At 62.6% G+C, this 25,537-nt stretch carries 22 protein-coding genes, 1 tRNA gene and 1 riboswitch; of the genes, 11 read left to right on the top strand and 12 right to left on the bottom strand.

The window, feature by feature from the left end:
• Positions 1-28: 28 nt before the first annotated feature.
• Complete coding sequence (locus G9U53_RS09995; protein ID WP_058039179.1) at positions 29-2,176, bottom strand: glycosyltransferase family 39 protein; 2,148 nt, start codon at positions 2,174-2,176, stop codon at positions 29-31.
• On the bottom strand, positions 2,173-3,399 hold the full coding sequence (locus G9U53_RS09990) for a glycosyltransferase (protein ID WP_228232619.1): 1,227 nt from the start codon (positions 3,397-3,399) through the stop codon (positions 2,173-2,175). Before G9U53_RS09990 ends, G9U53_RS09995 begins: the two co-directional genes overlap by 4 nt.
• Positions 3,400-3,501: 102 nt before the next feature.
• On the opposite strand from G9U53_RS09990, the gene G9U53_RS09985 reads away from it, so the two are divergent.
• The 3 genes from G9U53_RS09985 to G9U53_RS09975 all read left to right on the top strand — a co-directional run bounded on the left by G9U53_RS09985 (position 3,502) and on the right by G9U53_RS09975 (position 5,857).
• Positions 3,502-3,930 (top strand): HIT family protein, encoded by a 429-nt coding sequence (locus G9U53_RS09985; RefSeq protein ID WP_058039180.1) that lies wholly within the window; start codon positions 3,502-3,504, stop codon positions 3,928-3,930.
• 238 nt (positions 3,931-4,168) lie between these two features.
• Complete coding sequence (locus tag G9U53_RS09980; RefSeq protein ID WP_007734383.1) at positions 4,169-4,804, top strand: ScbR family autoregulator-binding transcription factor; 636 nt, start codon at positions 4,169-4,171, stop codon at positions 4,802-4,804.
• Positions 4,805-4,960: 156 nt separating this feature from the next.
• Positions 4,961-5,857 carry a serine hydrolase gene (locus tag G9U53_RS09975; protein ID WP_165638626.1) on the top strand — a complete coding sequence of 299 codons (897 nt, stop codon included), beginning with the start codon at positions 4,961-4,963 and terminating at the stop codon, positions 5,855-5,857.
• 71 nt (positions 5,858-5,928) lie between these two features.
• Here the strand turns inward: G9U53_RS09975 and G9U53_RS09970 are convergent, their stop codons facing one another.
• The 7 genes from G9U53_RS09970 to G9U53_RS09940 all read right to left on the bottom strand — a co-directional run bounded on the left by G9U53_RS09970 (position 5,929) and on the right by G9U53_RS09940 (position 14,093).
• Complete coding sequence (locus tag G9U53_RS09970) at positions 5,929-7,548, bottom strand: helix-turn-helix domain-containing protein (RefSeq protein WP_058039306.1); 1,620 nt, start codon at positions 7,546-7,548, stop codon at positions 5,929-5,931.
• Between the two features lie 47 nt (positions 7,549-7,595).
• Entirely contained in the window at positions 7,596-8,711 is a 1,116-nt protein-coding gene (gene menC / locus G9U53_RS09965; RefSeq protein WP_054188095.1) for an o-succinylbenzoate synthase, read from the bottom strand.
• Complete coding sequence (locus G9U53_RS09960) at positions 8,708-9,646, bottom strand: GNAT family N-acetyltransferase (protein ID WP_202426978.1); 939 nt, start codon at positions 9,644-9,646, stop codon at positions 8,708-8,710. The genes menC and G9U53_RS09960 overlap by 4 nt, the downstream gene beginning before the upstream one ends.
• 2 nt (positions 9,647-9,648) lie before the next feature.
• Positions 9,649-10,743, bottom strand: coding sequence for a M20 family metallopeptidase (locus G9U53_RS09955; RefSeq protein ID WP_051649497.1), 1,095 nt, complete (start codon positions 10,741-10,743; stop codon positions 9,649-9,651).
• 143 nt (positions 10,744-10,886) lie between these two features.
• A complete protein-coding gene (locus tag G9U53_RS09950; protein ID WP_003945883.1) occupies positions 10,887-11,744 on the bottom strand; it encodes a tryptophan 2,3-dioxygenase family protein in 858 nt (285 codons plus the stop codon).
• 14 nt (positions 11,745-11,758) lie between these two features.
• On the bottom strand, positions 11,759-13,039 hold the full coding sequence (locus G9U53_RS09945; RefSeq protein ID WP_037132270.1) for an MFS transporter: 1,281 nt from the start codon (positions 13,037-13,039) through the stop codon (positions 11,759-11,761).
• Between the two features lie 208 nt (positions 13,040-13,247).
• Complete coding sequence (locus G9U53_RS09940; protein WP_007734371.1) at positions 13,248-14,093, bottom strand: M55 family metallopeptidase; 846 nt, start codon at positions 14,091-14,093, stop codon at positions 13,248-13,250.
• A 203-nt stretch (positions 14,094-14,296) separates the two neighbouring features.
• Here G9U53_RS09940 and G9U53_RS09935 point away from each other — a divergent pair, with 203 nt between their 5' ends.
• Positions 14,297-15,772 carry an amidohydrolase family protein gene (locus tag G9U53_RS09935; protein WP_058039182.1) on the top strand — a complete coding sequence of 492 codons (1,476 nt, stop codon included), beginning with the start codon at positions 14,297-14,299 and terminating at the stop codon, positions 15,770-15,772.
• An 86-nt stretch (positions 15,773-15,858) separates the two neighbouring features.
• Positions 15,859-17,130: an alanine racemase gene (locus G9U53_RS09930; protein ID WP_234550787.1), complete on the top strand. Its 1,272-nt coding sequence runs from the start codon at positions 15,859-15,861 to the stop codon at positions 17,128-17,130.
• 24 nt (positions 17,131-17,154) lie between these two features.
• Here G9U53_RS09930 and G9U53_RS09925 read toward each other — a convergent pair whose 3' ends face one another.
• Together G9U53_RS09925 and G9U53_RS09920 are read right to left on the bottom strand one after the other, a co-directional pair.
• Complete coding sequence (locus G9U53_RS09925) at positions 17,155-18,606, bottom strand: HAMP domain-containing sensor histidine kinase (RefSeq protein ID WP_058039183.1); 1,452 nt, start codon at positions 18,604-18,606, stop codon at positions 17,155-17,157.
• Complete coding sequence (locus G9U53_RS09920; protein ID WP_007734368.1) at positions 18,603-19,319, bottom strand: response regulator transcription factor; 717 nt, start codon at positions 19,317-19,319, stop codon at positions 18,603-18,605. The genes G9U53_RS09925 and G9U53_RS09920 overlap by 4 nt, the downstream gene beginning before the upstream one ends.
• Before the next feature lie 146 nt (positions 19,320-19,465).
• Here G9U53_RS09920 and G9U53_RS09915 point away from each other — a divergent pair, with 146 nt between their 5' ends.
• The 5 genes from G9U53_RS09915 (at position 19,466) to G9U53_RS09895 (ending at position 23,801) form a co-directional block, all read left to right on the top strand.
• Positions 19,466-19,966 (top strand): hypothetical protein, encoded by a 501-nt coding sequence (locus G9U53_RS09915; protein ID WP_058039184.1) that lies wholly within the window; start codon positions 19,466-19,468, stop codon positions 19,964-19,966.
• On the top strand, positions 19,953-21,224 hold the full coding sequence (locus tag G9U53_RS09910; protein WP_058039185.1) for a hypothetical protein: 1,272 nt from the start codon (positions 19,953-19,955) through the stop codon (positions 21,222-21,224). Before G9U53_RS09915 ends, G9U53_RS09910 begins: the two co-directional genes overlap by 14 nt.
• A 43-nt stretch (positions 21,225-21,267) precedes the next feature.
• Positions 21,268-21,333: riboswitch (guanidine-III (ykkC-III) riboswitch) on the top strand.
• Between the two features lie 14 nt (positions 21,334-21,347).
• The gene (locus G9U53_RS09905) at positions 21,348-21,662 is read left to right on the top strand and encodes a multidrug efflux SMR transporter (protein WP_058039307.1); all 315 of its coding nucleotides are present in this window, start codon (positions 21,348-21,350) and stop codon (positions 21,660-21,662) included.
• Positions 21,663-21,709: 47 nt separating this feature from the next.
• The gene (locus G9U53_RS09900) at positions 21,710-22,525 is read left to right on the top strand and encodes a hypothetical protein (protein ID WP_003945831.1); all 816 of its coding nucleotides are present in this window, start codon (positions 21,710-21,712) and stop codon (positions 22,523-22,525) included.
• Positions 22,526-23,003: 478 nt separating this feature from the next.
• On the top strand, positions 23,004-23,801 hold the full coding sequence (locus G9U53_RS09895; protein ID WP_003945473.1) for a GAF and ANTAR domain-containing protein: 798 nt from the start codon (positions 23,004-23,006) through the stop codon (positions 23,799-23,801).
• A 70-nt stretch (positions 23,802-23,871) separates the two neighbouring features.
• On the opposite strand, the gene G9U53_RS09890 is transcribed toward G9U53_RS09895, so the two are convergent.
• Positions 23,872-23,943, bottom strand: a tRNA-Thr gene (locus G9U53_RS09890).
• A 122-nt stretch (positions 23,944-24,065) separates the two neighbouring features.
• Here G9U53_RS09890 and G9U53_RS09885 point away from each other — a divergent pair.
• Positions 24,066-25,493, top strand: coding sequence for a threonine/serine exporter family protein (locus G9U53_RS09885; protein WP_007734361.1), 1,428 nt, complete (start codon positions 24,066-24,068; stop codon positions 25,491-25,493).
• Positions 25,494-25,537: the final 44 nt, after the last annotated feature.

Below are 25,537 nucleotides of genomic sequence, written 5' to 3'. Positions count from 1 at the left end.
ATGCGGACCTGGCGTGCGTTCATTATGGTCAGCCTGCAACCGTCAAGTCGTAGAGGGTTACTCCGTCTACCGTTGTGGCGGTGAAGTTTTCGGTCACCCACGTCGAGATAGCGGTAGCGGTGCCTTCGGCGTTCATACCGCCACCCATCCCACCGCCTGCGATGAAGAAGTGAATCTTGCCCTCTGCCACGTACTGCTGGAACTGCGCGAGCGTCGGCGACGGATCGCTCCCGTTGAACCCTCCGATAGCCATGACCGGTGACTGCGTCGCAAGCTGATAACCCGAGGCGCTGTTGGACCCGATTGCCGCGGCTACCCACGTGAACTGGTCGGAGTTCTCTTCGAGTGTGGACACAACAGCGGCTCCCGGCGTGCTGCCCTGCAGTAGACCACCGGCACCGCCTCCCATTGCGCCCCGCGTTCCGTCGGTGGTCGGCGTGGTACCGCCCGGAACTGTTGCACCACCGGGCATCTGACCCATTCCTACAGGGGGCGTGCCCGGCATTCCGGTCCCAGCCCCGTCAGTCCGACGGTTACCGCCATCAGCCGTGCCACCGAATCCACCGAAGCCTCCGCGGCCACCGCCGGGCCCACCCATTCCACCTTCGACGCTCGGTCCGGCCGAAACTATGGAACCGGTATGCGGAGTGTTGATCGTGTCGATCGCGTATGCAGTCGGACCTGCCAGACCGGTGAAGATCGCTGCGAGAATCACTGCCACAGCCGATCGACCTCGCGTCACTGCCGGAATCAGCACTGCCACGGCACTGACGATGCCGACCACCAGAATGGTCCAGCGAAGCCACGGTACGAACGAAGGCGAGCGTCCGAGCAGTACCCACGCCATCGCGACGGTTGCGGCCAAGGACACCGCCAGAATGATGCGAACCCAGAGGACGTCACGATGACGCCACGCCACTACCGATCCTGAACCGATCAGCGCGGCGATCGCCGGCGCCAGCGCAACGGTGTAGTAGGCGTGGAAGATTCCCGCCATGAAACTGAAGGTCAGTCCGGTCACCAACAGCCACAGTCCCCAGACGATGAATGACGCGCGCTGTGTATCAGCGCGGGGTGCCCTGCCTCGCAGCACGATTCCAGCCGCCAGAAGTATCAGTGCAGCAGGAATCAACCAGGCGATCTGTCCGCCCTGGGCCGATTCGAACAGTCGGGTAATGCCGGTACTCCCCCACATACCACCGCCGGCCCCACCACCTGGTGCCATACCTCCCCCGGCCATACCACCTGCGGCCTCGCCCATGCCGGGGAAACCGCCCGCAGCAGCGCCGGCCGCGGCATCACCAGCACCGCGCATTCCGCCGCCGCCGACGCTTCCGGTCTCGTTGCCGCTCAAGCGCCCGAGCCCGTTGTAGCCGAGCGTCAGTTCGAGAATCGAATTGTTCTGTGAACCACCGATCCACGGACGCGAGTCGGCCGGCCACAGTTCGACGATTGCCAACCACCATCCGGCGGAAACGATCAGTCCGCCCAGTGCCGCGAACAGTTGGAGTACGCGCTTACCCAGTTTCGGCGGTCCGGCGATCAGATAGGTGAGCGCCAGCGGTGGAACCACCAACATGACCTGTAATTGCTTTGTCAGGAAACCGAATCCGCAGAAGATACCGACCAACACGAGCCAGCGGGTGTGGCCGTCCTGCACGGCGCGCATCATCGCCCACACTGCTGCGATCATCAGGAGCACCAGCAGAGCATCCGGGTTGTTGAACCGGAACATCAGCGCCGCTACGGGTGTGAGCGCAAGTACCAGGCCCGCGAGGAGGCCGGCGGCCGCACCGAAATACCGTCGAACCGTTCCCCACAACAGTGCAACCGATCCGACCCCGAGGAGTGCCTGCGGCACCAACATCGCCCAGGAATTGAGTCCGAAGATGCGAACCGACAGCGACATCAACCACAGGGACATGGGCGGCTTGTCGACGGTGATCGAGTTTGCAGCGTCCGAGGAGCCGAAGAAGAAAGCCTTCCACGACACCGAACCTGCCTGTACCGCAGCGGCATAGAACGAGTTGGCCCATCCGGACGCGCCCAGGCCCCAGATGTAGGCAACTCCGGTGCCCACTAACAACACTCCCAGCGCCCACGGTTCCCAGCGCACCTGACGTTGCGGTTCCGGCGCTGGCAGCGGCGCGGCGAGTGTCTCTGCAGTGGCGGTCATCGATTGGCTCCTACGGATTGTGCGGTGCGAAACACCCAGCGCAGTGCGATGAATCGACTGACTGTGGCAACAAGATTGGCGATGACGAGTACGGCAAGCTCCACGTGCTTGGAAGCATCGGGCGCCATGACGTCGAGCACGAACAATGATCCGCTGGTGAGCAGTAGACCGAACCCGAACACGAGCAGTCCCTGCATCTGGTGACGAGCGGATCCTTCCGACCCTCGGATCCCGAAGGTGAAGGCCCGGTTGGCGGCGGTGTTGAATACCGCGGTCACCAGCAATGCGACGGCGTTGGCCCACTGCGCACCCATGATCGAGTGCAGAGCGAGGTAGAGCAGCGCGTACGCGAGCGTCGAAATGACTCCCACCACGGCAAAGCGTGAGAGCTGCCCGACCATTCCTCGTGGAACTCCGGGAACCAACGGTTCACGTCCGAAACTTGCCCTGAGCTCGGCCAATGGAAGGGAACCGGTAGACAGTGCTCGCCCGACACGGACCACACCTTTGAGGTCGGCAACTGCCGTGGCAATGATGTCCACCCGGCTGTCCGGGTCGTCCACCCAGTCGACAGGGACCTCGTGAATCCGCATGCCCGCTCGCTCGGCCAGCACCAGCAATTCGGTATCGAAGAACCACCCGGTGTCCTCCACCAGCGGAAGTAGTTGCCGTGCAACATCGACGCGCATGGCTTTGAATCCGCACTGGGCGTCGGAGAAGCGAGCATGCAGTGCGCTTCGGAGGATGAGGTTGTAGCTACGTGAGATGAACTCACGCTTGGGGCCGCGCACCACGCGGGACGATCGTGCCAGCCGGGAACCGATGGCGATGTCCGAGTGTCCGGAGAGCAACGGAGCAATCAACGGCATCAGGGCGTTGAGGTCGGTCGAGAGGTCGACGTCCATGTACGCGACCACGTCGGCATCGGAGTCGCTCCATACCTGCCGCAGTGCTCGACCACGACCCTTCGCATCCAGGTGGACGACCCGGACGTCGTCGAATTCTTCGGCGAGGGAACGGGCGAGTGCCAACGTGCCGTCGACACTGGCGTTGTCCGCGATGGTAATTCGTGCAGAGAATGGCACCTGCGTGCGTAAATGCCGGCGCAGGCGCCGCACGCACGTCTCGAGGCCTGCCTCTTCGTTGTATACCGGGACGACCACGTCCAGCACTACAGTCGTCGCGGAGACCTCCTCTGCGTCCGTGCTGCCCGCGGTCTGCATGGCTTCTGTCGTCATGCGTCCTAGATTTGTCGGGCCGGCTCCGACGAACCTGCGTCCAGCCTGGGAGTTTCCTGGCAACCGGACGCGGGCTAATCTCGGGGTATGCCTTCAGTCTTCAGTGCCATCATCAACGGGGATCTACCAGGACGTTTCGTGTGGGAGGACGAGGACGTCGTCGCGTTCTTGACCATCGCGCCGGTAACGCAGGGCCACGTGCTTGTGGTTCCGCGAGCCGAGGTCGATCAGTGGCAGGACGTGGATCCTGAACTCTTTGCCAAGGTCACCGCTGTTGCCCGCAACCTCGGCCAAGCCGTGCGGAAGGCGTTCGACGCGCCTCGGGCGGGTCTCCTCATCGCAGGTCTGGAAGTTCCGCATCTTCACGTTCATGTTTTCCCCGCATACGACATGGGGAACTTCGACATCAGTGGCGCCGACACCTCGCCGTCACCCGAATCTCTCGACGAGGCACAGACCAAACTCAAGTCGGCGCTACGCGACCTCGGCTTCGAGGCAACTGTCTCGGCTCGTTGATCGCATACCTTCGACCGAATTTCGCTGGCCGATAACTGGACTCCCCGCCGCAGCCTCCAACGGAGGTTGCGGCGGTCGCATTTGTCGCTCCTACCGACCGTGACCTGCGATTGCACACCGAACAGTCCGTTTCGCGCTGTCGCGCGAGCACGAGATTCGCTGCTACCGTGGGTCGCTGGTCCGGGACCTAGGGCCCTAAAACTGGTTCACGTGTTAACAGTCGGAGGACAAGGGAGCAATGCAGGAACGTGCCAAGATCAGTCGCCGACAGATTCTTCAAGGTGCTGCTGATCGGTTCGAAGTCACGGGGTACGGCAGCACGAGCATGAATGACATCGTGTCCGCGGCGCAGATGACCAAGGGCGCGGTCTATTTTCACTTCTCGTCCAAAGACGAACTGGCTCAGGCGGTGATCGAAGAACAGCACCAGATCTCGATCAGTGCCTTCACCGCAGTTGCAGCCACAGGCGCACCGGCACTGGAACAGCTCGTCATGGTGTGCCACGAGATGGGCCGCCAACTCGTCGCAGAGCCTATTGTTCGTGCGGGAATCCGACTTACCCTCGAGTTGGCCTCTGCCGACGGTTCGCAAGGCCCGTACGTCGCGTGGATCCGCGAGCTTCGAAAACTGGCCGAGGCCGCGAAGCTCGAAGGCGACATCCGCGACGATGTGGAGCCGGAATCGGTGGGTCGCGTGGTGATCTCGGCATTCACCGGCGTTCAACTGGTTTCGAACGTTCTCACCAGACGAAGCGATTTGAACGACCGTATCGACGAATTGTTCACCCTCCTGTTGGCAGGCGTGGTCTCCGACAAGCGACGCAGCGCCGTCGCCGAACTGGTCGGATGTCGCCTCGAAACTTATGCGTCCTGATCCGGAGAACACCCCGACGCCCGGATGATTCGGCGCATCAGCACCGAACCGTGCGCCAACCTTCGTCGATTCGTACAAGACCCCCCGTCGTCGACTCACTATCGTCAGATCCACGAATAACCCAGATACATGGATACCGACGAAAGGGCTTCTCGAATGACCGAAACCGCCACGTACGTTGAGAGCGCACAGCAGGAGATCGCTGCTGTACTTGCCGAAGCGAAGACCGATGCCTACGTCCACGCACGCGACATCGATTCCGGCGAAGAGTTCGACTACGGCGCGGACGAAGGTGTCATCCTCGCCTCCGTTTTCAAGATTCCTGTTGTGCTTCAGTACGCCCGTGAAGTAGCGGCAGGCACCCTTGATCCGACCGAGCACGCCACGGTGACCGCCGAGTTCCGCTCCGGCGGCATCGGTATCGGCGGCTGCGCCGACGACGTGACTGCAAGCTGGCGAGACCTCGCTCTGCTCATGATGAGCTTCAGCGACAACGCCGCCACGGATTTCTTGTACGAGCGTCTCGGACTCGACAACATCGTCGCAACGCTGCGCGGGCTCGGTTTGGAGAAGACCAACTTGGTCCGTGACTGCCGAGGCCTCTTCAAGACGGTCTACGACGACCTCGGCGTCGACAAGGGCACCTTGCTGGAAATGCCCCCCATCGAAATTCTTCGGACAATTTCCGTCATGGATCCCGCCCGCTCCAATTCCAGTACTCCTCGTGAGATCACAATGTTGCTGGCTGCAATCTGGAGGGACGAAGCCGGCCCCGCATCGGCTTGTGAAGAGGTCCGAACCATCATGAGCAAGCAGGTCTGGCCGCACCGCCTTTCGTCCGGTTTCCCCGACGAGGTCACTGTCGCCGCCAAGACCGGAACGCTGGGACTGGTACGAAACGAGGCCGGCGTCGTGGCGTACCCGGACGGCAAGCGTTACGCCGTCGGTGTCTTCACCAAGTCCCACGAGCTCACCCACCGCGCCCCGAAGATCGACGCCTCCATCGGAACCGTCGGCCGCATCGCTGTCGAAGCACTTCGCAACAACAGCTGATCCGAACCCACTGACAAAGAATGCGGGTCGCGCTGAGAAATCAGTGCGACCCGCATTTTTCGGCTTTCGAGCTAGCGTGGACCGCGCAGACGAAGATGCACCATCAACCGGAAGCGGACGTTGGGGTCGTCGAGATCCAACGCGGCCATACCCTTCAACTTGCTGAGGCGATATCGAAAGGTGTTGGGGTGCACGTGCAATGACGCCGCGGCGTCACCGACATCACCGAACGCGTTGAGCCACGCATCGAGAGTGTCCACGAACGAGGTCGCATGAGCGGCGTCGTGGCTGGCGATCGCCTCGATCGGTCCGAGGTCCGAGAACCCTTCGGCTGCAGCTTCCGACGCGATCTCCAACAGGATGGCATCGACGTGGACGCTACTGAAGGTGGCGACGCTGCCCGACGCTCGTCCCGCCAACAACACTTCGAGGGCATGTTCGGCGTCGCGCTTCGATCGGCTCAGCTGCGCCGGTCTGGTCACGACCCGGCCGATCCCGATGATCGTGTCGCCGGACGCTCCGGTGCGGTCCAGGAAGTCCGAGGCCACACGGAACGCCTGCAACTCGGCTTCGGCCGGGGAATGCCCTCGTACAGACAGCACCGCGTAGCCGGTTCCGTTGACCAAGGCTGCCGCCGACTGCGAGTGGACGGCGCCGAGGTGCATGGCCAGAGCGTCGGTCAGTCGCACCACGTGGGCGGCATCGTCCGGCTTCGACGATCCTTCGAAAGACCTACGACCCAAAGCCATCACGAGTGCGGGGCCGGTCCCGAGGCCGAGGCGATTCATCGCGTCGACCGCACCTGACCCACCGTCGAGAAGGGTTGCGATCAGGTCTGCGCGCAGTCGGCGCTCGGCGTCGGCGCCGCCGCGCAACCGCAACATCTGCAGCGCGATCAACCCGGCTGAATCGCGCAGAGCACGCATCCGGTCGTCGGACATCGGCTCACCGGTTGCCACCCACATGGAGCCGAGGAACTCGTCGCCGGCTCTGATGGACACGGCGATACGACCCATTTTGGTACCGAGGGTCTCGGCCGAGACCCACACCGGATCGTCGCTGCGATAGAGCCGGTCGAAGACCCCGGCCTCTTCGAGCACTCGAATGTACTGGTCAGGAACTTGCCGCTCCAGAACGGTCGCGATACGTGGACCGTCTCCTTCTTCCTGGCGGCCGGAGAAGGCGATGACCCGTGAGCTTCGGTCCTCGATCGTGATCGGCGCATCGAGAAGTGCGCTGACAGCGTTGGCGAAGGCGAACAGATCGCCGGCCGGGCCACCTCCGCGTGAGTGGATGTGCCCGACTTCGTTTCGGGCCGAGAGCACCGAATGAAGCAGGCTTGTCAGCTGAACCCACGAGACTCCACGCGCCAAGGCCAACAGCACGACGCCCGAGGCGATGACGGATTCGCGGTCCGCATCGCTGACCTCGGCGGTCACTCGCGCGACCACCACGCGTACTCCGCGCTCGGCCAGGCCGGCCACGGACTCCGCGATACGTTCGCCTCCGGTGACGCCGACGAGCAGCACCATGGAGTCCGGTGTCGAGGGTGAGTCGTCGTCGGGGTCGTGAATGACCACCGAGGCGATCTCCTGGACCGCCTCCGGGTCGCCGACAACCGGATTCAGCACCGTAGTTCCCACGTCTTCGAGAAGCCGCACCAAACTGATGCGAGGTCGTACGGTGCCCACGTCTATCACTCCTTCGTCCGGTGAACGAAGTGTGTCATAGTGATTCGTCAAAGCCGATCCATGCCGATCCATTCGACCGACGTGGTAATTGCTTCGAGCAGGTCGGGGATCGGTTCGACGCCGATACCCGGTCCTTCCGGAACCTTCACGTAACCGTTGTCGAGTACGAACGGCTCGGTGATGTCTTCGGCGAAGTACCGGTCGGAAGCCGATGTATCGCCTGGTAGGACAAATCCGGGGAGCGCGGCAAGCGCGACGTTGGCGGCCCTGCCGATTCCGGTCTCGAGCATTCCGCCGCACCACACGGCAATTCCGTTGGCCTTGCAGACGTCGTGGATACGACGCGATTCCAGATAACCGCCCACACGTCCCGGTTTGATGTTCACCACGCTGCACGCACCGATTGCCAGCGCGTCGGCGGTGACCTTCGCGGAGGTGATCGACTCGTCGAGGCAGACCGGCGTCCGCATCATCTCGGCCAGCCTGGCGTGGCCGCGCAGTTCCTCTTCGGGAAGCGGCTGCTCGATCAGCAGGAGGTCGAAGTCGTCGAGCCGCTGGAGATGGCGGGCGTCAGCCAGGGTGTACGCGGTGTTCGCGTCGACCTGGAGGAGTACGTCGTCGCCGAACCTCTCGCGGACTGCGCGAACCGGCTCGATGTCCCAGCCCGGTTCGATCTTCAGTTTGATGCGCAGGTATCCGGCATCGAGGAACCCGCCTACCTCCTCTAGCAGCTCATCGATCGAATTCTTGATACCCACCGAGACACCCGCGGGTACGCGATCGACTACTGCACCCAGGTACGAAGACATGCTCGTCCCGGCAGCCCGTAACTCGGCGTCGAGAAATGCGGTTTCCAATGCCGCTTTGGCCATGGGGTGCCCGGCGAACTGTTCCATCGTCGCGCTCAGTGCGTGCACGTCGGGATCGGTGAGTTCACCCAGAGACGGAATCAGGAACTTACGAAGGACTTCGGCGGCGCCGTCCGTGTATTCGGAGCAGTAGCGAGGCTCGGACATCGCCACGCACTCGCCCCAGCCCTCCGACTCCGAGGTGACGACCTTGACGAACAACACGTCCTTGGTGGTCTCGGTGCCGAACGAGGTACGGAACGGCGCTTTCAACGGCATTGCCGCCCGGCGTAATTCAACTCCTTCGATCTTCACGATGTAACCTCCGCTGTTGTCCTGCCTGCCTGTGTTCCCGGCGCACGGTCCAGCACGTACTTTCCGGTTCTGGTAACTGCGAGAACCACTCCGTTCTCGGCGAGCACACCACCGAGAGTCTCGCGGACTGCCAGGCGCCAGTCGTTCGCTGCCGTCGGGTCCGACTTACGCAGTGTGTACACGTCATTCGGTGTAGCCACCGTGACGAATCGATTCTTGGTCGACTTCAACACGGGCAGGCCGGCTTCGGAGACGGACAGCAGTTCGCTCGCCCCCAAGGACTCGGGAGTCGGGACTTCTCCCGAACCGGCGACGACGTCGGCAACCTTGCTACTACCGATTTCCCAGTCGATCAACAACCGGTCGCTGTCTGCGCCGCCGTTGAGGCTGTCGTTCATCGGCGCGTAGAAACGCGGCAGATACTGGATCGGGAACGCACCGAGTTTCGAGACGTTGAAGTAGGCATTGCGTGCGACGAGCGGGTCGAAAGTCCACCGCACGTGGAGAATTCCCCGTTCCAGTGCCCACGCACGCTGGAACAGTTTCAACGCGAGGCCGATGTGCCCGTTCTGCACGTTCGGGAGGATCCCCGTGATGTGCGAATGCAACGAACGGTGTTGCGGTTCCTCGAAGAATGCAACCGAGCCGCCGATCAGATCCCCGCCACGAAACGCGCCGGCGACGTAGTTACCGGAGTGTGCGAGCGCCTTCATCATGTCCCGATGGACGGGAGGGTTACCGCTCTCCGGCTGCCATACCTTCTCGAACAGACCGAATACCTGTTCCAACTCGGCATGCCCGGTGACGGTTTCGATAGTCACACATGCAAGCAGAGCGGCCTGCTCGGCCTGGCTGATTGCCTGCCGCATCCGTGAAGGCGATACACCTCCGAATGGTTGAACGGTCTTGCGTTGGACATTGTTCGGCGACGTCATCGTCACAGTCCTCCCTCCAGGATTCGAGTCACCAGACCGGCCAACAAGGTGGCGCGCGGGATCATCTGATCTATCTCTACGTGTTCTGTCGCTGCGTGGGCACCACCGCCGACGGCACCGAGGCCGTCCAACGTGGGAGTTCCTACTGCGGCAGTGAAATTTCCGTCCGATGCACCGCCGACGGCGCAGTCGCGCAGCATCCCCAAGCCGCTCTCACTGCTGACCTGGTGAGCGAGAAAGTACAGCTTCTCCGAAGACACTGATTCAAGTGGTCCACGGTTGGGGCCTCCGGACACCGAAATTCGACTTTCGGCCAGCGCCGGTGTCAGTGCACGGATCGAACGGTCGATGCGTTCCTGTTCCTTCGCCGACCACATGCGAACGTCACACCACAGTTGCGCTTGCGCTGCAACAGTATTGGTGGTCGTGCCGCCACTGATCACGGACGGCACCACCGACGTTCCCGCCACCGGGTCCGCGAGCTCCACCACGGCCTGAATCTGGTGTGCGAGCTCCACTACAGCGTTCACACCTCGTTCCGGTTCCAGTCCGGCGTGTGCAGCGCGTCCCTCGATGTCGACGCAGTACAGCGACATACCCTTGCGCGCGGTCTTCACTGCGCCGTCGGCTGCGGCTTCGAGGACCAGCACCGCGTCGACCTGACGTGCTTGCTCCTCGATCAGTGCGCGCGAGGTCGGGGAGCCGATTTCCTCGTCGGAATTGAGGAGCACGACCACCCCGTCGAGCGACGGAAGCGATGCGAGCGCGTGGAAGAGCTGGACGATGCCGGCCTTCATGTCGAAGACTCCGGGTCCGGTGGCGATGTTGTCGGTGACAGACCAGGGCAACTCCGCGAGCGTTCCGAGAGGCCAGACGGTGTCGAAATGGCCCAGGAGCATCACCTTCGGCTCCGCGCCGAACGACCAACGCAAGTGCTGGCGCCCGTCGATGCGGATACGTTCGGGGGTGCTTCCGAGGTGGCGTTCGCCGATTTCGGCCACCACGTCCGCACATGCATCGACTGCGCCGAGATCGGAACTGGGCGACTCGGCGGTTACCAACGCCGCCAGGTCTGCCACCATTGATTTCTTGTCCACTCCGACGCTCTCCTGTCACCGACTTGCAACTTCGCAGTCAAGCTTGGTCGAAGCGACCCTGTCGGATCTTGTCCAAGACTCCTGTCCTTCGTGCTCGGATTCGTCGTGTGTCACGAACAGCTGGGTGTCATCAAGCAGGTGTGTCAGGTACCGATCTCTGTTCGGGCGGCAAACAGCTCGGGAAAGAAGCTCAACTCCAGCGCACGTTGCAGGAAGCCGGCACCACCACTCGAACCGCCGGTCCCCTTCTTCATGCCGATCACCCGCAGCACGGTCCGAAGGTGCCGGAACCGCCACAGCTGAAAGCTCTCCTCGAGGTCGACCAACTCCTCGAACGCCTCGTACGCCGTCCAGTGCTGTTCGACGTTCTCGTAGATTGCTTTGACCAGCGGAATCAGTTCGTCGTTTCGCACGTAGGGCGCGCTGACGTCTCGTTCGAGAGCCGACGCCGGAACGTCGTACCCCTGCCTGGACAGGTACCGCCAGAACTCGTCGTACAGTGTCGGCTCCCCGAGCAGGGTCTCCAACAATCGATGGGCGGACGGATCCGATTCGAACACCTTCAGCATGCCCGCGTTCTTGTTTCCGAGCACGAATTCCACGGCGCGGTACTGGTACGACTGGAACCCCGACGAGTTGCCGAGAACGCCCCTGAACTCCGCATACTCCGCCGGCGTCAGTGTCGCCAGCACCGACCACTGCTCGGTCAAGGTGGCCTGAATGTGTTTGACACGTGCGATCCGCTTGAACGCGACCCGAATGTCGTCGGCAGCGATCGCTGCTCTGGCCGCCCGAATCTCGTGGAGAAACAGCTTGAGCCACAACTCGCTGGTCTGGTGCTGAATGATGAACAAGAGTTCGTCGTGGTGTTCCGGCTCGCTCACCGGGTGCTGCGAATCCAGGAGGGTATCGAGTCCGAGGTAGGCCCCGTAACTCATCTTCCCGGAGAAATCGGTGACGACGTCGTCTTCGATCTTTCGTGTGCCGTCCGTTGCCGACATCTTCGGTCTCCTTGTCAGAATTTCGCCGGGGTCTGCGGAACGATCATGGCCACCAATGCGGCAGCGCTCGTCGCTCCGACCAGGACTCCGAATGCAGCCATGTACGAGAACTGGTCCACCATCCATCCCATCACGAGCGGGGTGATGAAACCGGCGAACTGACCACAACCGTTGATCAAACCCATTCCGGAACCGAGGAATTCGGCCGGAAGTGCCCGCAACGGCATCGCGAAGATCGACATCGAACACAGACCGCTGATGCCTAGAGCCAACGTCTCGTAGAACGTGAACATCGCGACGGTGTCAGCGGTGGTCATCAGGAACAAAAGGACTGCCGACGTGGCCATACACGGAACCAGAAGGATCCTGGCCCGGTCGTGGAAGTACTTGTCCACCAACCGCCCGCCCACAATCGTGGCCAGCGCCGTGACGATGAAGGGAATTGCGGCAAAGATTCCCGTGTCGATCAGCGAGAGTCCCTTGTCGTTGAGCAGATAACTCGGCACCCAGGTCATCAGCCCGTACGCGGACATGTTGGCCAGGCAGAACAGAATCGCGAACTTCCACACCGACGCGGACTTGAACACCGCGGCGCGAGAGTGCTCGCTCGCCAGAGGTTGCAAGGCTGCCTCGGGATCTTCCGAGATTTCCGTGTCCAGCGGTGCGGGCAGCACCAACCACACCACCGTGCCGATCACTGCGCCGACGATCGCCACCAGCCAGAACGCGTCACGCCACCCCACGGCCATGAGGACCGGCGCGATGATCAGCGGTGCGATGCCGGGGCCGAGGTTGTTGGCGCCGAGCATGAAACCCATCGCGGTCGCTCTGGTTTTCGGACGCGTCCGCTCAGCCAAAGCCTTGAACGACGCCGCTGGAAAGAGCCCCTGGCTGATGCCGAACATCGCACGCATGACCATCAGCGAGACGAGACCCCACGCGAACCCTGTCAACGCTGTGAACACCGACCACAGGATCAAAGCAACGATCAACAGGGGCCTGGGTCCGAAGCGGTCGGCCAACATTCCGCCGGGGACCTGCCCGAGCATGTAGAAGATCGCGAATACCGAGACCACGCCACCCAACTGCGTACTGCTGAGCGAGAATTCGTCGCCGATCATCGGAAGCGCAAGCCCGATCATGACGCGATCCACCATGTCGATCAACCAGATGGTACTGAGCAGCCCCACCGTAACGGTGGTCGTACGACGAATCGACCTGTTGTCCATCATATTTCGAACCGGACCGTCGCTCGCCCGCGACGGTCCTTCCACTGTGACGCGTTCCGCCTTCATCAAGCCTCCCGAATTGTCTTGTGCCGCATGGACTGGAACATTGAAAAGACTGATGAAGTGTGACAGCGAACACGTCTACCGCATTGGTCCGTTTCACCAATAGCCGAAGCAACGATTGGTCGGTCGGAACATGTTCTGCCCCAAGAGATGACAAATGCCGCCGGCGCACACGGCGTCGGCGGCATTTCGCGATGGAGTCGCTACTTCACTACGTGCGATTGGCGACTGCCACGATCGTCGAGACGCCTGCGGCTGCAAGCCGGGCATTGACAGTGATCAGACCGAGAATGTCGTCGACGCTGCCGAGTGTGTGCGAAATCGTACGATCCGAAATCCGTCGCGAGCCGGGAACAGCCTCGGCGAGTTCAGCTCCCGTGGTGGTGGGGTGAACGATCTCGAGGGTCCATTCGTCACGCAGCTCGACCGGCTTCAGTGTGTCGGCCTTACGCACTGCGCGCTCGGCTCCTGCTCGGATCTGCTCGCACGCCAGCGACGGCGGCAGCGAATTGGTTGCCGACCATCCATGTGCCTTCTTGACCTCGACGGTCTCGGTTGTCGGCGAGGCCGCGTCGACCAAGCCGCAGATGATGTCGTCACCCGTCACCAGGCCGACGGGAACGCCCTGGGTGGCAGCGTAGAGGGTGTTGACGTCGGTCTCCGAGACGGACTTGCCGTCGAGGCGGACGTCGGCGAACAAGCTCGAGAACGTGTGCGCCAGGACGCCGGGCCCACCGGCGGGTGCGTGATAGCCGACAAACAGCGCGACGTCGTGATCGGACGTCAGTCCCTCCGCCATGCACTGCATCTTCGGTGTTCCGAAGATCAGACGCGCCCGTGGATCCAGGTCGGCGTGAAGCAGATTGTCCATCGTTCCGTGGCTGTCGTTGACCAGGACGCTCGTCGCACCGGCGTCGAACGCACCGGCGATCGCGGCATTGGTCTCGGCGGTCATGAGCATCTGCGCACGGTGGTAGCCGCCACCGCCGCGGATCGTCTGATCGAGCGTCGCGATACCCGCGATACCCTCCATGTCCACCGAAATATAGACGTGCATTCCTGTCCTCCATCGATCTCAATCGGCTGAATTGATAACTTCGCTTTCACCTTCACACTCGAGCGCATCCGTTTCTTGTCCGCTCGAACGGTGAGTCGGCCTCCATTTGGGACGTTCACACCAGAATCCGATACCCGAGCCGTGAAACCATCGGGACATTCGCCGGGCCAGGCGGTTCGACCAACGACAGGAGTGCAGCGCTGATGCAGGTCCACGACATCGTGTTCACCGGCGGCCGTGTCGTCGATCCCGCATCGGGGACAGACGAGGTACGGGGCATCGCGATCACCGACGGCAAGGTCTCGGCGTGGGGTCGCGACGCGATCGAAGCCCGGCAGACGATCGACGTGACCGGTCAGGTCATCTGCCCCGGATTCATCGACCTGCACAGCCACGGACAGGAAATCGCCGAGCAGCGACTTCAGGCATTGGACGGAGTCACGACGGCCCTCGAACTGGAAGCCGGCGTCATTCCTGTTGCAAAGGCATATGCCCGGGCCGGCGCCGAGGGCCGCCCGATCAACTACGGCTACGCGACGTCGTGGGCGCACGCCCGAATGATCGAACTCTCAGGGGCCGATCCCGACGGCGACATCAGAACGCTCCTGCACCATCTCGGTTCCCCGAGCTGGCAGGGCGAGCCCACCGCCTCTCAGCGCGCCCACATTCTCGAACTCCTCGAAAACGATCTGGCCGCAGGCGCTCTCGGCATCGGCGTGGTGGTCGGGTACGCGCCGAAATCCGATCCGGTGGAGTACCTACAGGTGGCGGATCTCGCGGCGCGAGCCGGTGTTCCCACCTATACCCATGCGCGCCCTCTCATCTCGGCCGATCCGTCGAGCCCGGTGGATGGTGCCGTCGAAATCGCCCGTGCAGCAGCCGAAACCGGCGCACACATGCACTACTGCCACGTCAACAGCACCTCGGGAATGCACGTCGACCACGCGCTGTCGGTGGTGGCACAGGTTCAGGCAGCCGGATCGCGCGTCACGACGGAGGCGTATCCGTACGGTTCCGGGTCGACGGCCGTCGGAGCTGCATTTCTCGATCCCGACAAGCTGCACCTGATGAATCTGACACCACGGTCGCTGACATTCGTACCCACCGGTGAACGTATCGCGGACCGCAAGCAGCTGGAACATCTTCGGGCCACCGACCCCGGTGGACTGGTGCTGGTGGAGTTCCTCGACGAGAACGACACCGTGCAGCGCGAATTCCTCGAACGGGCGATGACTTTCGATCGCGCCGCCATCGCGAGCGACGCGATGCCACTGACCTGGCCCGGCCGTTCGCCTGCCGACTCATTGCAGTGGCCACTGCCGGAGAAGGCACTCGGCCACCCCCGCGGCGCAGGCACCTATGCACGTGCGATTCGTACGCTGTACCGCGAGCGTCGACTGCTGTCGCTGTCGGAGATAATCGCGCGCTGCTCGTTGATCCCTGCGCAGATTCTGGAGGAGTCGGTTCCCTCGATGGCGACGAAAGGTCGGATCAGCCCCGGTAGCGACGCGGACATCCTCGTTTTCGACCCCGAGCGAATTACCGACAACGCCACGTACATCGACGGCACCCGCCCCTCCACCGGTATCAGCCGCGTGCTGGTCGGCGGAGTACCCGTCGTCGAAGACGGTGTCGTGGTCCAGGACGCGTTGCCTGGTCGCCCGGTACGCCGCTCGTAGCCGGATCTCATTCTGACCTGCATAGTTCTGACAGAAAGTCACCACACATGAACACATCGTCTGCAATCAACGGCACAATCGATGCCATGACGGATTTCGCGAACCCCCCGATCGGTTGGCAGCACAAGGCCTTCGGCACCGACCTCGAAGGTCGCGACGGTTCCGACCTCGAGCCGCTGGGGATCTCGGCACTCGACGGCAACCTCCTGCTACCCGTGATGACACTCAACCGTGCAGCGATCGCGCACAATGTCGACCTCATGGCGCAGTTCTGCTCCGACCACGATGTGGATCTGGCGCCTCACGCGAAGACCACGATGAGCCCCGAACTGGTTCGACGGCAACTCGACGCCGGGGCTTGGGCGATGACGGCGGCAACCGTTGCGCAGGCACGCATTCTGCGTGAGTTCGGTGTGGACACCATCATCATCGCCAGCCAGGTTCTCGATCCCGCCGGTATTCGGTGGATCTGCGACGCCCAGGCCACCGACCCCGATTTCTTCGTCACCACCCTCGTGGACTCGGTCGAGAGCGTCCGCCTGATGGAACAGTTGATCGCGAAAGTCTCACCGGCCAGCCGTATCCGGGTTCTCGTTGAACTCGGCTACGACAGCGGACGCGCGGGCGCTCGCACTGTCGAGCAAGCACTCGACGTCGCACGCGCAGCATCGCAGGCACCTTCGTTGATTCTCACCGGAGTCGAGGGGTTCGAGGGCATGATGCCCGGAGCCTCGGTAGCAGCCCGCCGTATCTCCGTCGATTCGTATCTCAAATCCGCGCGGGTTTTCACGGAAATCTGTGTTGCCGAGAACCTGTTCGAGAACAACTCCGCGAAGGCTCCCCGGCCACTGGTCACTTTCGGCGGCAGTGCGTTTCACGATCTGGTCGTACGCGAGCTGGCCGGCCGGTGGGCACTCGACAACGGTGTACGCATCGTGCTGCGCAGCGGTTGCTATATCACCCATGATCACGGTCTCTATGCCGAAACTTCGCCGTGGGCTGACGGTCCGCGAACTCTGCAGGGAGCCGCAGAGGTCTGGGGTGTAGTGCTCTCCATACCTGAACCCGGACGGGTGATCCTGGGCTTCGGCCGCCGCGATGTCGGTTCCGACGCAGGCTTTCCCATAGTCCTGTGGCGCCGACGCGACGGATCCAACCGATCAGCACGAGAGCTGACGATCACCGCACTCAACGACCAGCACGCGTACGTCGACGTTCCGGCTGACTTCGACGTGAAGGTCGGCGATCTGCTCGGTTGCGGAATCTCGCATCCCTGCACCACATTCGACAAGTGGTCACTGATTCCCGAGGTCGATTCGGATTACCGCGTCGTCGGTACGGTGCACACCTACTTCTGAGGGGCCGGTTGCGGTAATCCGGCGTCAGTCGTCCTTCGGGTCACGCGGCAATTCGACGCAGAACGTCGTCCCCTGCCCGAGGGAGGTCTCGACGCTGACGGTTCCGTCGTGCGCTGCAACCAAAGCCGAAACGATGGACAGGCCGAGACCGGCGCCCCCGGTCTCACGGGTGCGAGAGGTGTCGGCGCGGTAGAAACGCTCGAAGATCCGCGCGGCATCCTCGTCACTCAAACCCTGACCGGTATCCGAAACCTCGACCACCGCGGAGTTCTCGGTCGTACCGACACGAACGGTGACCTGCGCATCCGGCGGCGTGTGTTTGATCGCGTTGCCCACCAGATTGGCGACTACCTGACGCAGCCTGGCCTCGTCACCATGCACTTCGGGCAGGCCTGGGCCGCCGGTCATCTGAAGTTCGACAGTTCGATCCGGTGCGATCGCTCGTGCCGCCTGTACCGAATCCGCCGCAACTGCAAGCAGATCCACAGGCTTGTTCTCGAGTGGACGCTGTTCGTCGAGTCTTGCCAGCATGAGCAGATCTTCGACCAGAAGTCCCATCCTCGACGCCTCGCCCTCGATCCGGTTCATCAGCGTTTCCGTATCAGTCATGGCGCCTTGGCGATACAACTCGGCGAACCCACGAATAGTCGTCAAGGGTGTGCGCAACTCGTGGCTCGCGTCGCCGACAAACCTACGCATCTTCTCCTCGGAACGCCGTGCCGATTCCTCCGAAGCCTCGGTCGCGGCAAATGCGTGTTGAATCTGCGCGAGCATTCCGTTGAGCGCCACGGACAGTCGACCGACCTCGGTGCGGTCATCGCGCTCCGGAACACGTCGATGAAGGTCGCCGGCGGCAATGGCAGCGGCAGTCTCCTCCACCTCTACCAGCGGACGGAGGCTCCGACGAACCACGAAATACGCTGCGCCGCCGAGGATCAGCAGGACAACCAGACCGATGCCGAGTTGCAGGCCGACCAAGTCGTCGACGGTCTGCTCGTTATCCGTCAGTCGCACACCGATAGTCGTGGTCGTGCCGTCGCGGACCGTCGTGAGAACCCGCCAGTTCACGTCCGAACCGTCGCTCGATCCGACGGTGATCGGGCCGTTGGTGGAATCTTTCGACAGGTCGGGTTCGGTCGTCGTCGACTTGTCGTTCAGGATGATCACCCGTCCGTCCGGGGTCACGGTCCGAACGAAGAAGGGGCTGGGTGGGCGGGTGCCCGGGCCGACGTCACTGGGCGGCTGCAGGTCTCTGCTGTGCGGCTTTGCCCAACCGTCGACCGCTTCGTACAGCGTTTTGTCGGTTCGCTGGGTCAGTGAGTTCTCGAGAGCAGAAGTGACCGCTACACCCGACGCCAACAGACCCAGCGCGGCCAACACCAGCAAGGCCGCAACCAGGGTGAAGCGCAGCGGCAGTGAATGGAGACGGAAACGACCCCGCTTCGGAAGCTGATCGTTTTCCGCGGCGGCGATCATTGCCGCGGTTCACGCATCACGTAGCCGACCCCACGCAATGTGTGAATCAGCGGTGTCTCCCCCGTGTCCACCTTGCGCCGCAGGTAGGAAACGTAGGACTCGACAACTCCGACCTCCCCACCGAAGTCGTAATTCCAGACGTGGTCGAGAATCCGCGGTTTGCTGAGAACCGTCCCGGCGTTGACCATGAAGTATCGGAGCAGTGTGAACTCGGTGGGCGAGAGTGCAACCAACTCGCCCTTCTTCCAGACCTCGCGGGTGTCGTCGTCGAGTTCGATGTCGGCGAACTTCACCCGCGGCGACTGCTCCGGCGCGACCCCGCGACCGGCGCGGCGCAGGATGACCCGCAACCGCGTCACGACTTCTTCGAGGCTGAACGGCTTGGTCACGTAGTCGTCCGCGCCGAGGGTCAGGCCGCTGATCTTGTCGTCGAGCGAATCCTTCGCCGTCAGAAACAGGACGGGCGCGTCCACACCGTCGGCGCGCAGGCGTCGAAGCAGACCGAAGCCGTCCATCCCGGGCATCATGACGTCGAGAACGATCGCGTCGGGACGGAATGTCCGTGCGACGTCCAGGCCTTGGGCGCCGCTCGAAGCAGTTGCCACCTCGAAACCCTGGAATCGGAGGCTCACGGAGAGCAACTCCACGATGGTGGGTTCGTCGTCGACAACGAGGATGCGGGCTTCGGGGGTCTTGTCGGTCACGAGAACCATCTTCTCCCCTGCCACTGGATTCCCGCTGTATGTTCCCTGGGAGCTTCCTGTGAACGGCCGAGTGCATGTGATGGACTAGGTACAGGTGAAAAGCCGGGTGCAGCTGAAAAGCTGGGGTGCAGGCCCACGAATCGGAAGGATGCGGCATGTCACTACCCCCACTGTGGAACATGGAGTGCTTGACCTGGCGTATTCCTCTGTTCACCAACAACTCCGATACCGGCGAGGATCCCGGCTTCGCGCCACCGGAGTCTTGGGCACAGGCCCTCGCAGGTGTTGCCCAAGATCTGCGTTGCCTGCGATTCGGACCTGAAGTTGTTGTCGACCGTTTGATCTGGGAATTTTCGATCAACAGCGACTACAACGTCACGATCGGCTGGCAAGGCACACGTGACATCAGCGGATTCAGCTACTTCAACGCACTGTCGATGGAGACTGCATTCGCGGACGCTGCGGTGTGGGTCGCCGACGCAGTTCAGACAAATTTGGCCGGCTACGACTTCGTTCAGTGGCCGAGTCGAGGACGCCATCTGCTGGTTCCTCGACTTCGAGACGGGGAACCGGTGTGGATTGATCCGCACGGCGATGCGACGATAAGTCGTATCGGCGAGTTGTGCAAAAATTCGACGAATTATGCAGCAACGTAGCCCAGTTCAAATCGCTCAGCTCTACGGTCCTGTGGCGTCCGCGCTGGTCGGCGGCGTGGTAGCCGCGTACGCAGTGGCCGAGTCCCGAGTTGACGACTTCTCCTTCTCCGACGCCGGCGTTATCTCGGTGGTGATCACGCCGCAGTGGGCGGGAGCAACTGCCGCTGTGGTTGCGGCCGTCGGCGTAGCGCTACTGCATCGCTGGGGACGTGGCGGTCTCGCGAGTGTCTTCGCTGTAGTCGGCGCCCTCGCCATCGCGCTACCTGCATTCGTCCCCGTCTCCGCCCAGATTTCGGTGACTCTGAACGCAATCGGAGCAGGCGCTTTCCTCGCGGCAGCGGCATTTCCGACGAAGGGTCACCGCGGAGCACAAACCGCTCTCGGACTCGGCGTAACCACGACGACCCTGTACTTCGGCGCAGCGGACTTATGGCGCGATCGCGTCCCCAGGTGGTCGCTCACACTTCCGGGCGATTCCTACCCCGTGCCGTCCACGGTTCCCGTCTGGATTCTGCTCGCCGCAACTCTTCTCGTGGGTGGAGTCGCCGCACTCGCACGACCGAATCAGGAGCCGGGCGACATCGACGCACGCCTGGTGAAGCTGGGAGTTGTTCTGCCCCTGGTATTCACGGCTCTCTATGTGTGGTTGGGCTCGACGACATCACCTGGGTCATGGGTGATCGCGGTGGTATTGGCGGTTGCCGTTACCGTCGCACTGGCTTGGCGGTTGCCGCCACACGACGGTCGTTTCGTACTCGTCGGACTGGCAGTCAGCGCGGTTTCGGTCAGCTCGATTTCCTTTCCATCCGACTGGACCTGGGCGATGCCCGCGGGAGCTGCTGCCCTGGCGTTGGGCGTCGTCGTCGGCTGGAGAAGACCGATGCCGCAACTCGGGCTGGGACTCCTTGCCGTGACTGCACTCTCGGGATTGCTGGATGCCGCCCCGACCACGGTTGCCTACGTCCTCATCCTCCCGCTTGCGCTGGGACTGGCCGTCACGTCATGCATGCCTGTTGCCGTCGAAGCAGTCTCGAGCGGGGCGATGCTGCCCGTCGCTTTCACGTTGTTCTCGGTTTCACCGACCTTCTTGGACCCGGGCTCGCGGGAATTCGGGTGGTCTACCGGTGTGCTCGTCGAACACGGACCGGCCGCCGTGAACACGCCGATTCCTCTGACTGTTCTCGCTGCGACGGCGACGATCGTGGTGTCCGTGTCGACCATCCATCTGAAGAGAGTTCGAACGGCGGTGGTGACCTAAATCGCCAGCTGATCGGGTCGGAACGCAGAATTCTGTTGCTATGGTTGGGTGGTCAACGACGACATCCGGACGAGCGCACCGTACCCGGCCAGCGAAAAGACGGTGCCTTGGGAGTTGTTCACCATGGCATGGATCGTGCTCGTCATTTCCGGACTTTTCGAAGCTGTCTGGGCTACCGCACTCGGTAAGTCCGACGGATTCAGCAAGATGTCACCCACCGTTGTCTTCATCCTCGGCCTGATCGTCAGTATGGCCGGCCTCGCGTATGCAATGCGCACCCTTCCCATCGGAACTGCGTACGCGGTCTGGGTCGGCATCGGCGCCGCCCTGACCGTGGGATATGCGATGATCACCGGCGCGGAGTCCACGTCGATCGTCAAGATACTGCTGATCCTGGGCATCGTCGGCTGTGTCGTCGGTCTGAAGGTCCTTCACTGACCGGCGATCCTGGTGAGTGTTTGTGTGTTACCGGTTACAGTTAACGCATGAAACTGCTGGAGATGCTCACGCTTCCCCTACGCGCGGGCATTGCAGCCGCAGAGATCAGTTTGGGAATCGCCGAGCTGACGGTCACGACAGTTCGTATCGCCGTCGGTAATACCGGCGCCGTGACGGCGGGTGCTGCCGGCTTGGCAAGCCCCCGCGGACCCATGCAGATGATCCAGCAGTTGTCATCGCTCACCGCTGACGATCGGCCCATCGGGCAGGCCTTGGCCCCCGGTGGGCCACTCGATCGACTTCTCTCTCCCGGCGGCCCGGTCGACAAACTGACTGCACCCGACGGCACTCTCGAACGACTACTCGCTCCCGGCGGACCACTCGAAAGACTTCTTGCCCCCGGCGGACCGCTGGATAGGGTGCTCGCCGAGAACGGCGCATTGGAACGCTTGCTCGCGCCGGACGGTCTCCTCGACCGAATGATGGCGGAGGACGGTCCGCTGGAACGCCTGACAGCGCAAGACGGTGCCGTCGAACGCCTGACTGCCAAGGACGGTGTCATCGATCGCGCACTGGCCGAGAACGGCATCCTCGAAACACTCCTGGCAGAGAACGGGGCCTTCGAACGGCTCATCGCCGAAGGCGGCCCGCTTGACCAGATCGTTGCACTGTCCGACACCTTGACTTCCCTCGCCCCCAACCTCGAGCGGATGAGCGCGAGCATCGAGGTCCTTCAGGAAACCGTCGGAATCCTCAGCGCTGCAGTCGGTCCACTCGGAGAACTTGCCGGCAAACTTCCCAATCGGTGGCTCAAGAGCAAGAGCGACCGCCCAGGGCCTGACCTTCCGATCGAATCGGCATAACAAACGGTTACTCCCCGATTACGCGGTCAGTTGTTGATCACGATATTGAGGTTGATGATGATTCCGCCGAAAGTCAGGATCGTGTTGGCCAAGCCAACGGTCATTCCACTGTTCAGAGCCGCGATCAGTCCGTTCATCGTCGTATCCCCTTCACTGTCTACGGGTTACGCGTACAAGATTGTGCGCTGGCGCTGACAATAGGCCAAGTTCGTGACCTGCGCGCCATTGCGGAGAAAACTTGTACCCCAGTCGCAGTTTCCACGTTAACTGTTGCAGGACAACATAATTCCAAGATCGGCGCACTACCCGCTAACGGCCGAATCAAACATCACGATTGGGCATACGCAGACCACTTCACATAACCGTCCGCCCCATCAGACACTTGTCCACCGAAACAGAGTGCACAACAGTTAGTCCGGTGCAACAATGAGACGAATCGGACATGCCTGCGACGTGATGGGGAAGGGTGGTTGAGACAATGACGGCGCCGCGCATCGCCAGAGGACACCGCGGCCCCACCGGGGGCCGAAATTCCGCGTCGCAGGACAGCCTGGACGCCGCCTCGGACGCCCTGCAATCGCTGTACGCGCACCTCGATCCACATGCCCAGGCCGAGCAATTTCTCGAACAAGTCTGCAGGCATGCCGTCGATCTCATCGCCGACGCCGACATGGCCGGAATTACCATCGGCGGTTCGGACACGACATTCCGAACCGTCGCCGCCACCCACCAACTTGTTCGCACCGTCGACTCGATCCAATTCCGACTGGACTACGGACCGAGTGTGACGTCGTCACGCACGGGAACCGTTGTCCGCGCACATGCCAGCGAAGCCCACAGCCGGTGGCCTCAATTCGCAAGCGCGGCAAAGGCAGTCGGCGCCGTCAGCTTCTTGTCCATGCCACTGCCTGGCCGGGAACGCCCGCTCGGAACCCTCAATCTCTACAGCCACGACCTCCGAGGTTTCACCGGCGCCGACGTGGCATTGCTCCAACTGTTCGCCGTGACCTCGGCCTACGCGCTGCACAGCTCGCAGCGCCTCGACATCGCCAGAAAGCACGCAATGGACCTCGAGCGAGCACTCGAATCGCGAGGCGTCATCGAACAGGCCAAGGGCATCATCATGGGCACCCACCACGTCGACGCCGACCGAGCCTTCCGCATTCTCATCCAGGACTCGCAGCGCAGCAACGTCAAACTGCGAGTGATCGCCCAGCAGTACATCGACGGCGCGATCGACCCGCGCCAGGCTACGAACAAGCCCGAGACCAACTGAACCGGGCGCCTATCGGCACCTCAGCAAATACAGAGGCACCCACCACATTGGTGAGTGCCTCCTCTTTCGGAGCCTCCTGTCGGGATTGAACCGACGACCTTTCGCTTACAAGGCGAGTGCTCTACCACTGAGCTAAGGAGGCGAAGACCGACGCGTTGCCGCGACTGACTTTGCGGAGCCATCATATCCAAGCCGTCGCGGTGGCCGCGCGCGGGTCACGTTAGATAGCGTGGGCCCCATGCGCAACTCCCACTCCGCCCCCTGATGGCGAAATTCACCGAAGTACTCACACGCCTGACGGGAAACCGGCAAGCCACCGTCGACACGGTCACGTCAGCTCCCGCACCGCTTCAACCGATCGACCTGACAGACGACGCCGTCGTCGCAGAGGTCCTGGACCTCGCGGTTCGGGTGGGCGAAGTCCTCCTCGCATCCGGAACCGCGGCCATGGACACCGCTGAGCAGGTGCAGTTCATCGCCGCCACGTACGGCCTTGCCCAGTGTGACGTCGACGTCACTTACAACTCGATTGTGCTCTCTGCCTATCGCGGCCCGACGCGACCGCCGGCGAGCACGATGCGCATCGTCCACTACCGCTCGATGGACTTCACGCGGCTGGCGGCCGTCGACCGTCTGACACGTCGTATCCGCCGTGAGGCGATCACACCGGACCAAGCGCACGACGCGCTCACAGCCATCACGACGGCGCCGCACCCGTACAACCGATGGACCGCGACCATGGCCTGGGCTGCGATGGCGGCTTCGGTCTCCGTCCTGCTCGGCGGCGGGTTCCTCGTTGCTACAGTCGCGTTTCTGACGACGATGGTCATCGATCGAGTCAACCGCGTACTGAACCGGTTCGGATTACCGTTCTTCTTCCAGCAGGTTGTCGGTGGTCTCATCGCGGCTGCGCCCGCCGCCACGCTCTATACATTTCAGGACCAGCTGGGGATCAGTATCCGGCCGTCGTTGGTCATCGCGGCCGGAGTGGTCGTTCTACTGTCCGGGCTGTCGTTGGTGGGCTCGGTCCAGGACGCGATCATGGGTGCACCCATTACAGCTGTCGCGCGATTCTTCGAAGTGGTGATGATGACGGGCGGCATCATCGCGGGCGTCGCAATCTCGTTGCGAATGACCGGGATGTTGGGTTCGACGCTTCCACCGATCAATGTGGAAGTCTCCACCATCACGCAGTTGCCGATCCTCATGCTCTCCGGTGCGTGTGCGTCGGTGTTCTACGCGCTCGCCTGCTACGCCGAGCGGCGTGCACTCACCGCGGCGTTCCTGGGCGGTGCGGCAGGCAGTGGTGTGTCGATCTTCGTGCAGACACTCGACGTCGGTCCCGTGATCGCCGCCGCAATCGCCGCAACCGTGGTCGGTCTTGCCGGTGGTTTGATGGCTCGCCGCGCACTGACGCCTCCGCTGGTTGTCGCGGTCGCAGGCATCACTCCGCTGCTCCCCGGTCTGTCGCTGTACCGAGGCCTGTACGCGCTGCTCAACGACCAGGTACTGATCGGGTTGACTGCCTTGCTGTCGGCCTTCGGCATCGGCTGTGCCCTGGCCGCGGGCGTCACGCTCGGCGAATGGGGAGCGCGCACGCTGCGTCGTCCACGGATTCTGATGCGCGTGGACTCGCTACGTCGCCCGATGGTCCGCAAGCGCAGGCGTCGAGTTCCCGTCACCGAGAAGTAGGCGTCGTTCAAGCAGAAAGAGCTGGGCACCTGACGGTGCCCAGC

The sequence above is a fragment of the Rhodococcus sp. D-46 genome, assembly GCF_011290655.1.
Classification (GTDB): Bacteria; Actinomycetota; Actinomycetes; order Mycobacteriales; family Mycobacteriaceae; genus Rhodococcus_F; species Rhodococcus_F qingshengii.
The sequence above is the reverse complement of the archived record's forward strand: the minus strand, read 5'-3'. Positions and strand labels throughout refer to the sequence as shown.

Bases quoted from the DNA above. Each gene is read 5' to 3' on its own strand.
- G9U53_RS09990 (WP_228232619.1), bottom strand. From the start codon at position 3,399: ATGCAGACCGCGGGCAGCACGGACGCAGAGGAGGTCTCCGCGACGACT.
- G9U53_RS09985 (WP_058039180.1), top strand. From the start codon at position 3,502: ATGCCTTCAGTCTTCAGTGCCATCATCAACGGGGATCTACCAGGACGT.
- G9U53_RS09900 (WP_003945831.1), top strand. From the start codon at position 21,710: ATGAAACTGCTGGAGATGCTCACGCTTCCCCTACGCGCGGGCATTGCA.
- G9U53_RS09910 (WP_058039185.1), top strand. From the start codon at position 19,953: ATGCAGCAACGTAGCCCAGTTCAAATCGCTCAGCTCTACGGTCCTGTG.
- G9U53_RS09950 (WP_003945883.1), bottom strand. From the start codon at position 11,744: ATGTCGGCAACGGACGGCACACGAAAGATCGAAGACGACGTCGTCACC.
- G9U53_RS09930 (WP_234550787.1), top strand. From the start codon at position 15,859: ATGACGGATTTCGCGAACCCCCCGATCGGTTGGCAGCACAAGGCCTTC.
- G9U53_RS09980 (WP_007734383.1), top strand. From the start codon at position 4,169: ATGCAGGAACGTGCCAAGATCAGTCGCCGACAGATTCTTCAAGGTGCT.
- G9U53_RS09960 (WP_202426978.1), bottom strand. From the start codon at position 9,646: ATGACGTCGCCGAACAATGTCCAACGCAAGACCGTTCAACCATTCGGA.
- G9U53_RS09895 (WP_003945473.1), top strand. From the start codon at position 23,004: ATGACGGCGCCGCGCATCGCCAGAGGACACCGCGGCCCCACCGGGGGC.
- G9U53_RS09940 (WP_007734371.1), bottom strand. From the start codon at position 14,093: ATGCACGTCTATATTTCGGTGGACATGGAGGGTATCGCGGGTATCGCG.
- G9U53_RS09925 (WP_058039183.1), bottom strand. From the start codon at position 18,606: ATGATCGCCGCCGCGGAAAACGATCAGCTTCCGAAGCGGGGTCGTTTC.
- G9U53_RS09905 (WP_058039307.1), top strand. From the start codon at position 21,348: ATGGCATGGATCGTGCTCGTCATTTCCGGACTTTTCGAAGCTGTCTGG.
- G9U53_RS09995 (WP_058039179.1), bottom strand. From the start codon at position 2,176: ATGACCGCCACTGCAGAGACACTCGCCGCGCCGCTGCCAGCGCCGGAA.
- G9U53_RS09935 (WP_058039182.1), top strand. From the start codon at position 14,297: ATGCAGGTCCACGACATCGTGTTCACCGGCGGCCGTGTCGTCGATCCC.
- G9U53_RS09945 (WP_037132270.1), bottom strand. From the start codon at position 13,039: ATGAAGGCGGAACGCGTCACAGTGGAAGGACCGTCGCGGGCGAGCGAC.
- G9U53_RS09915 (WP_058039184.1), top strand. From the start codon at position 19,466: ATGTCACTACCCCCACTGTGGAACATGGAGTGCTTGACCTGGCGTATT.
- G9U53_RS09885 (WP_007734361.1), top strand. From the start codon at position 24,066: ATGGCGAAATTCACCGAAGTACTCACACGCCTGACGGGAAACCGGCAA.
- G9U53_RS09975 (WP_165638626.1), top strand. From the start codon at position 4,961: ATGACCGAAACCGCCACGTACGTTGAGAGCGCACAGCAGGAGATCGCT.
- G9U53_RS09920 (WP_007734368.1), bottom strand. From the start codon at position 19,319: ATGGTTCTCGTGACCGACAAGACCCCCGAAGCCCGCATCCTCGTTGTC.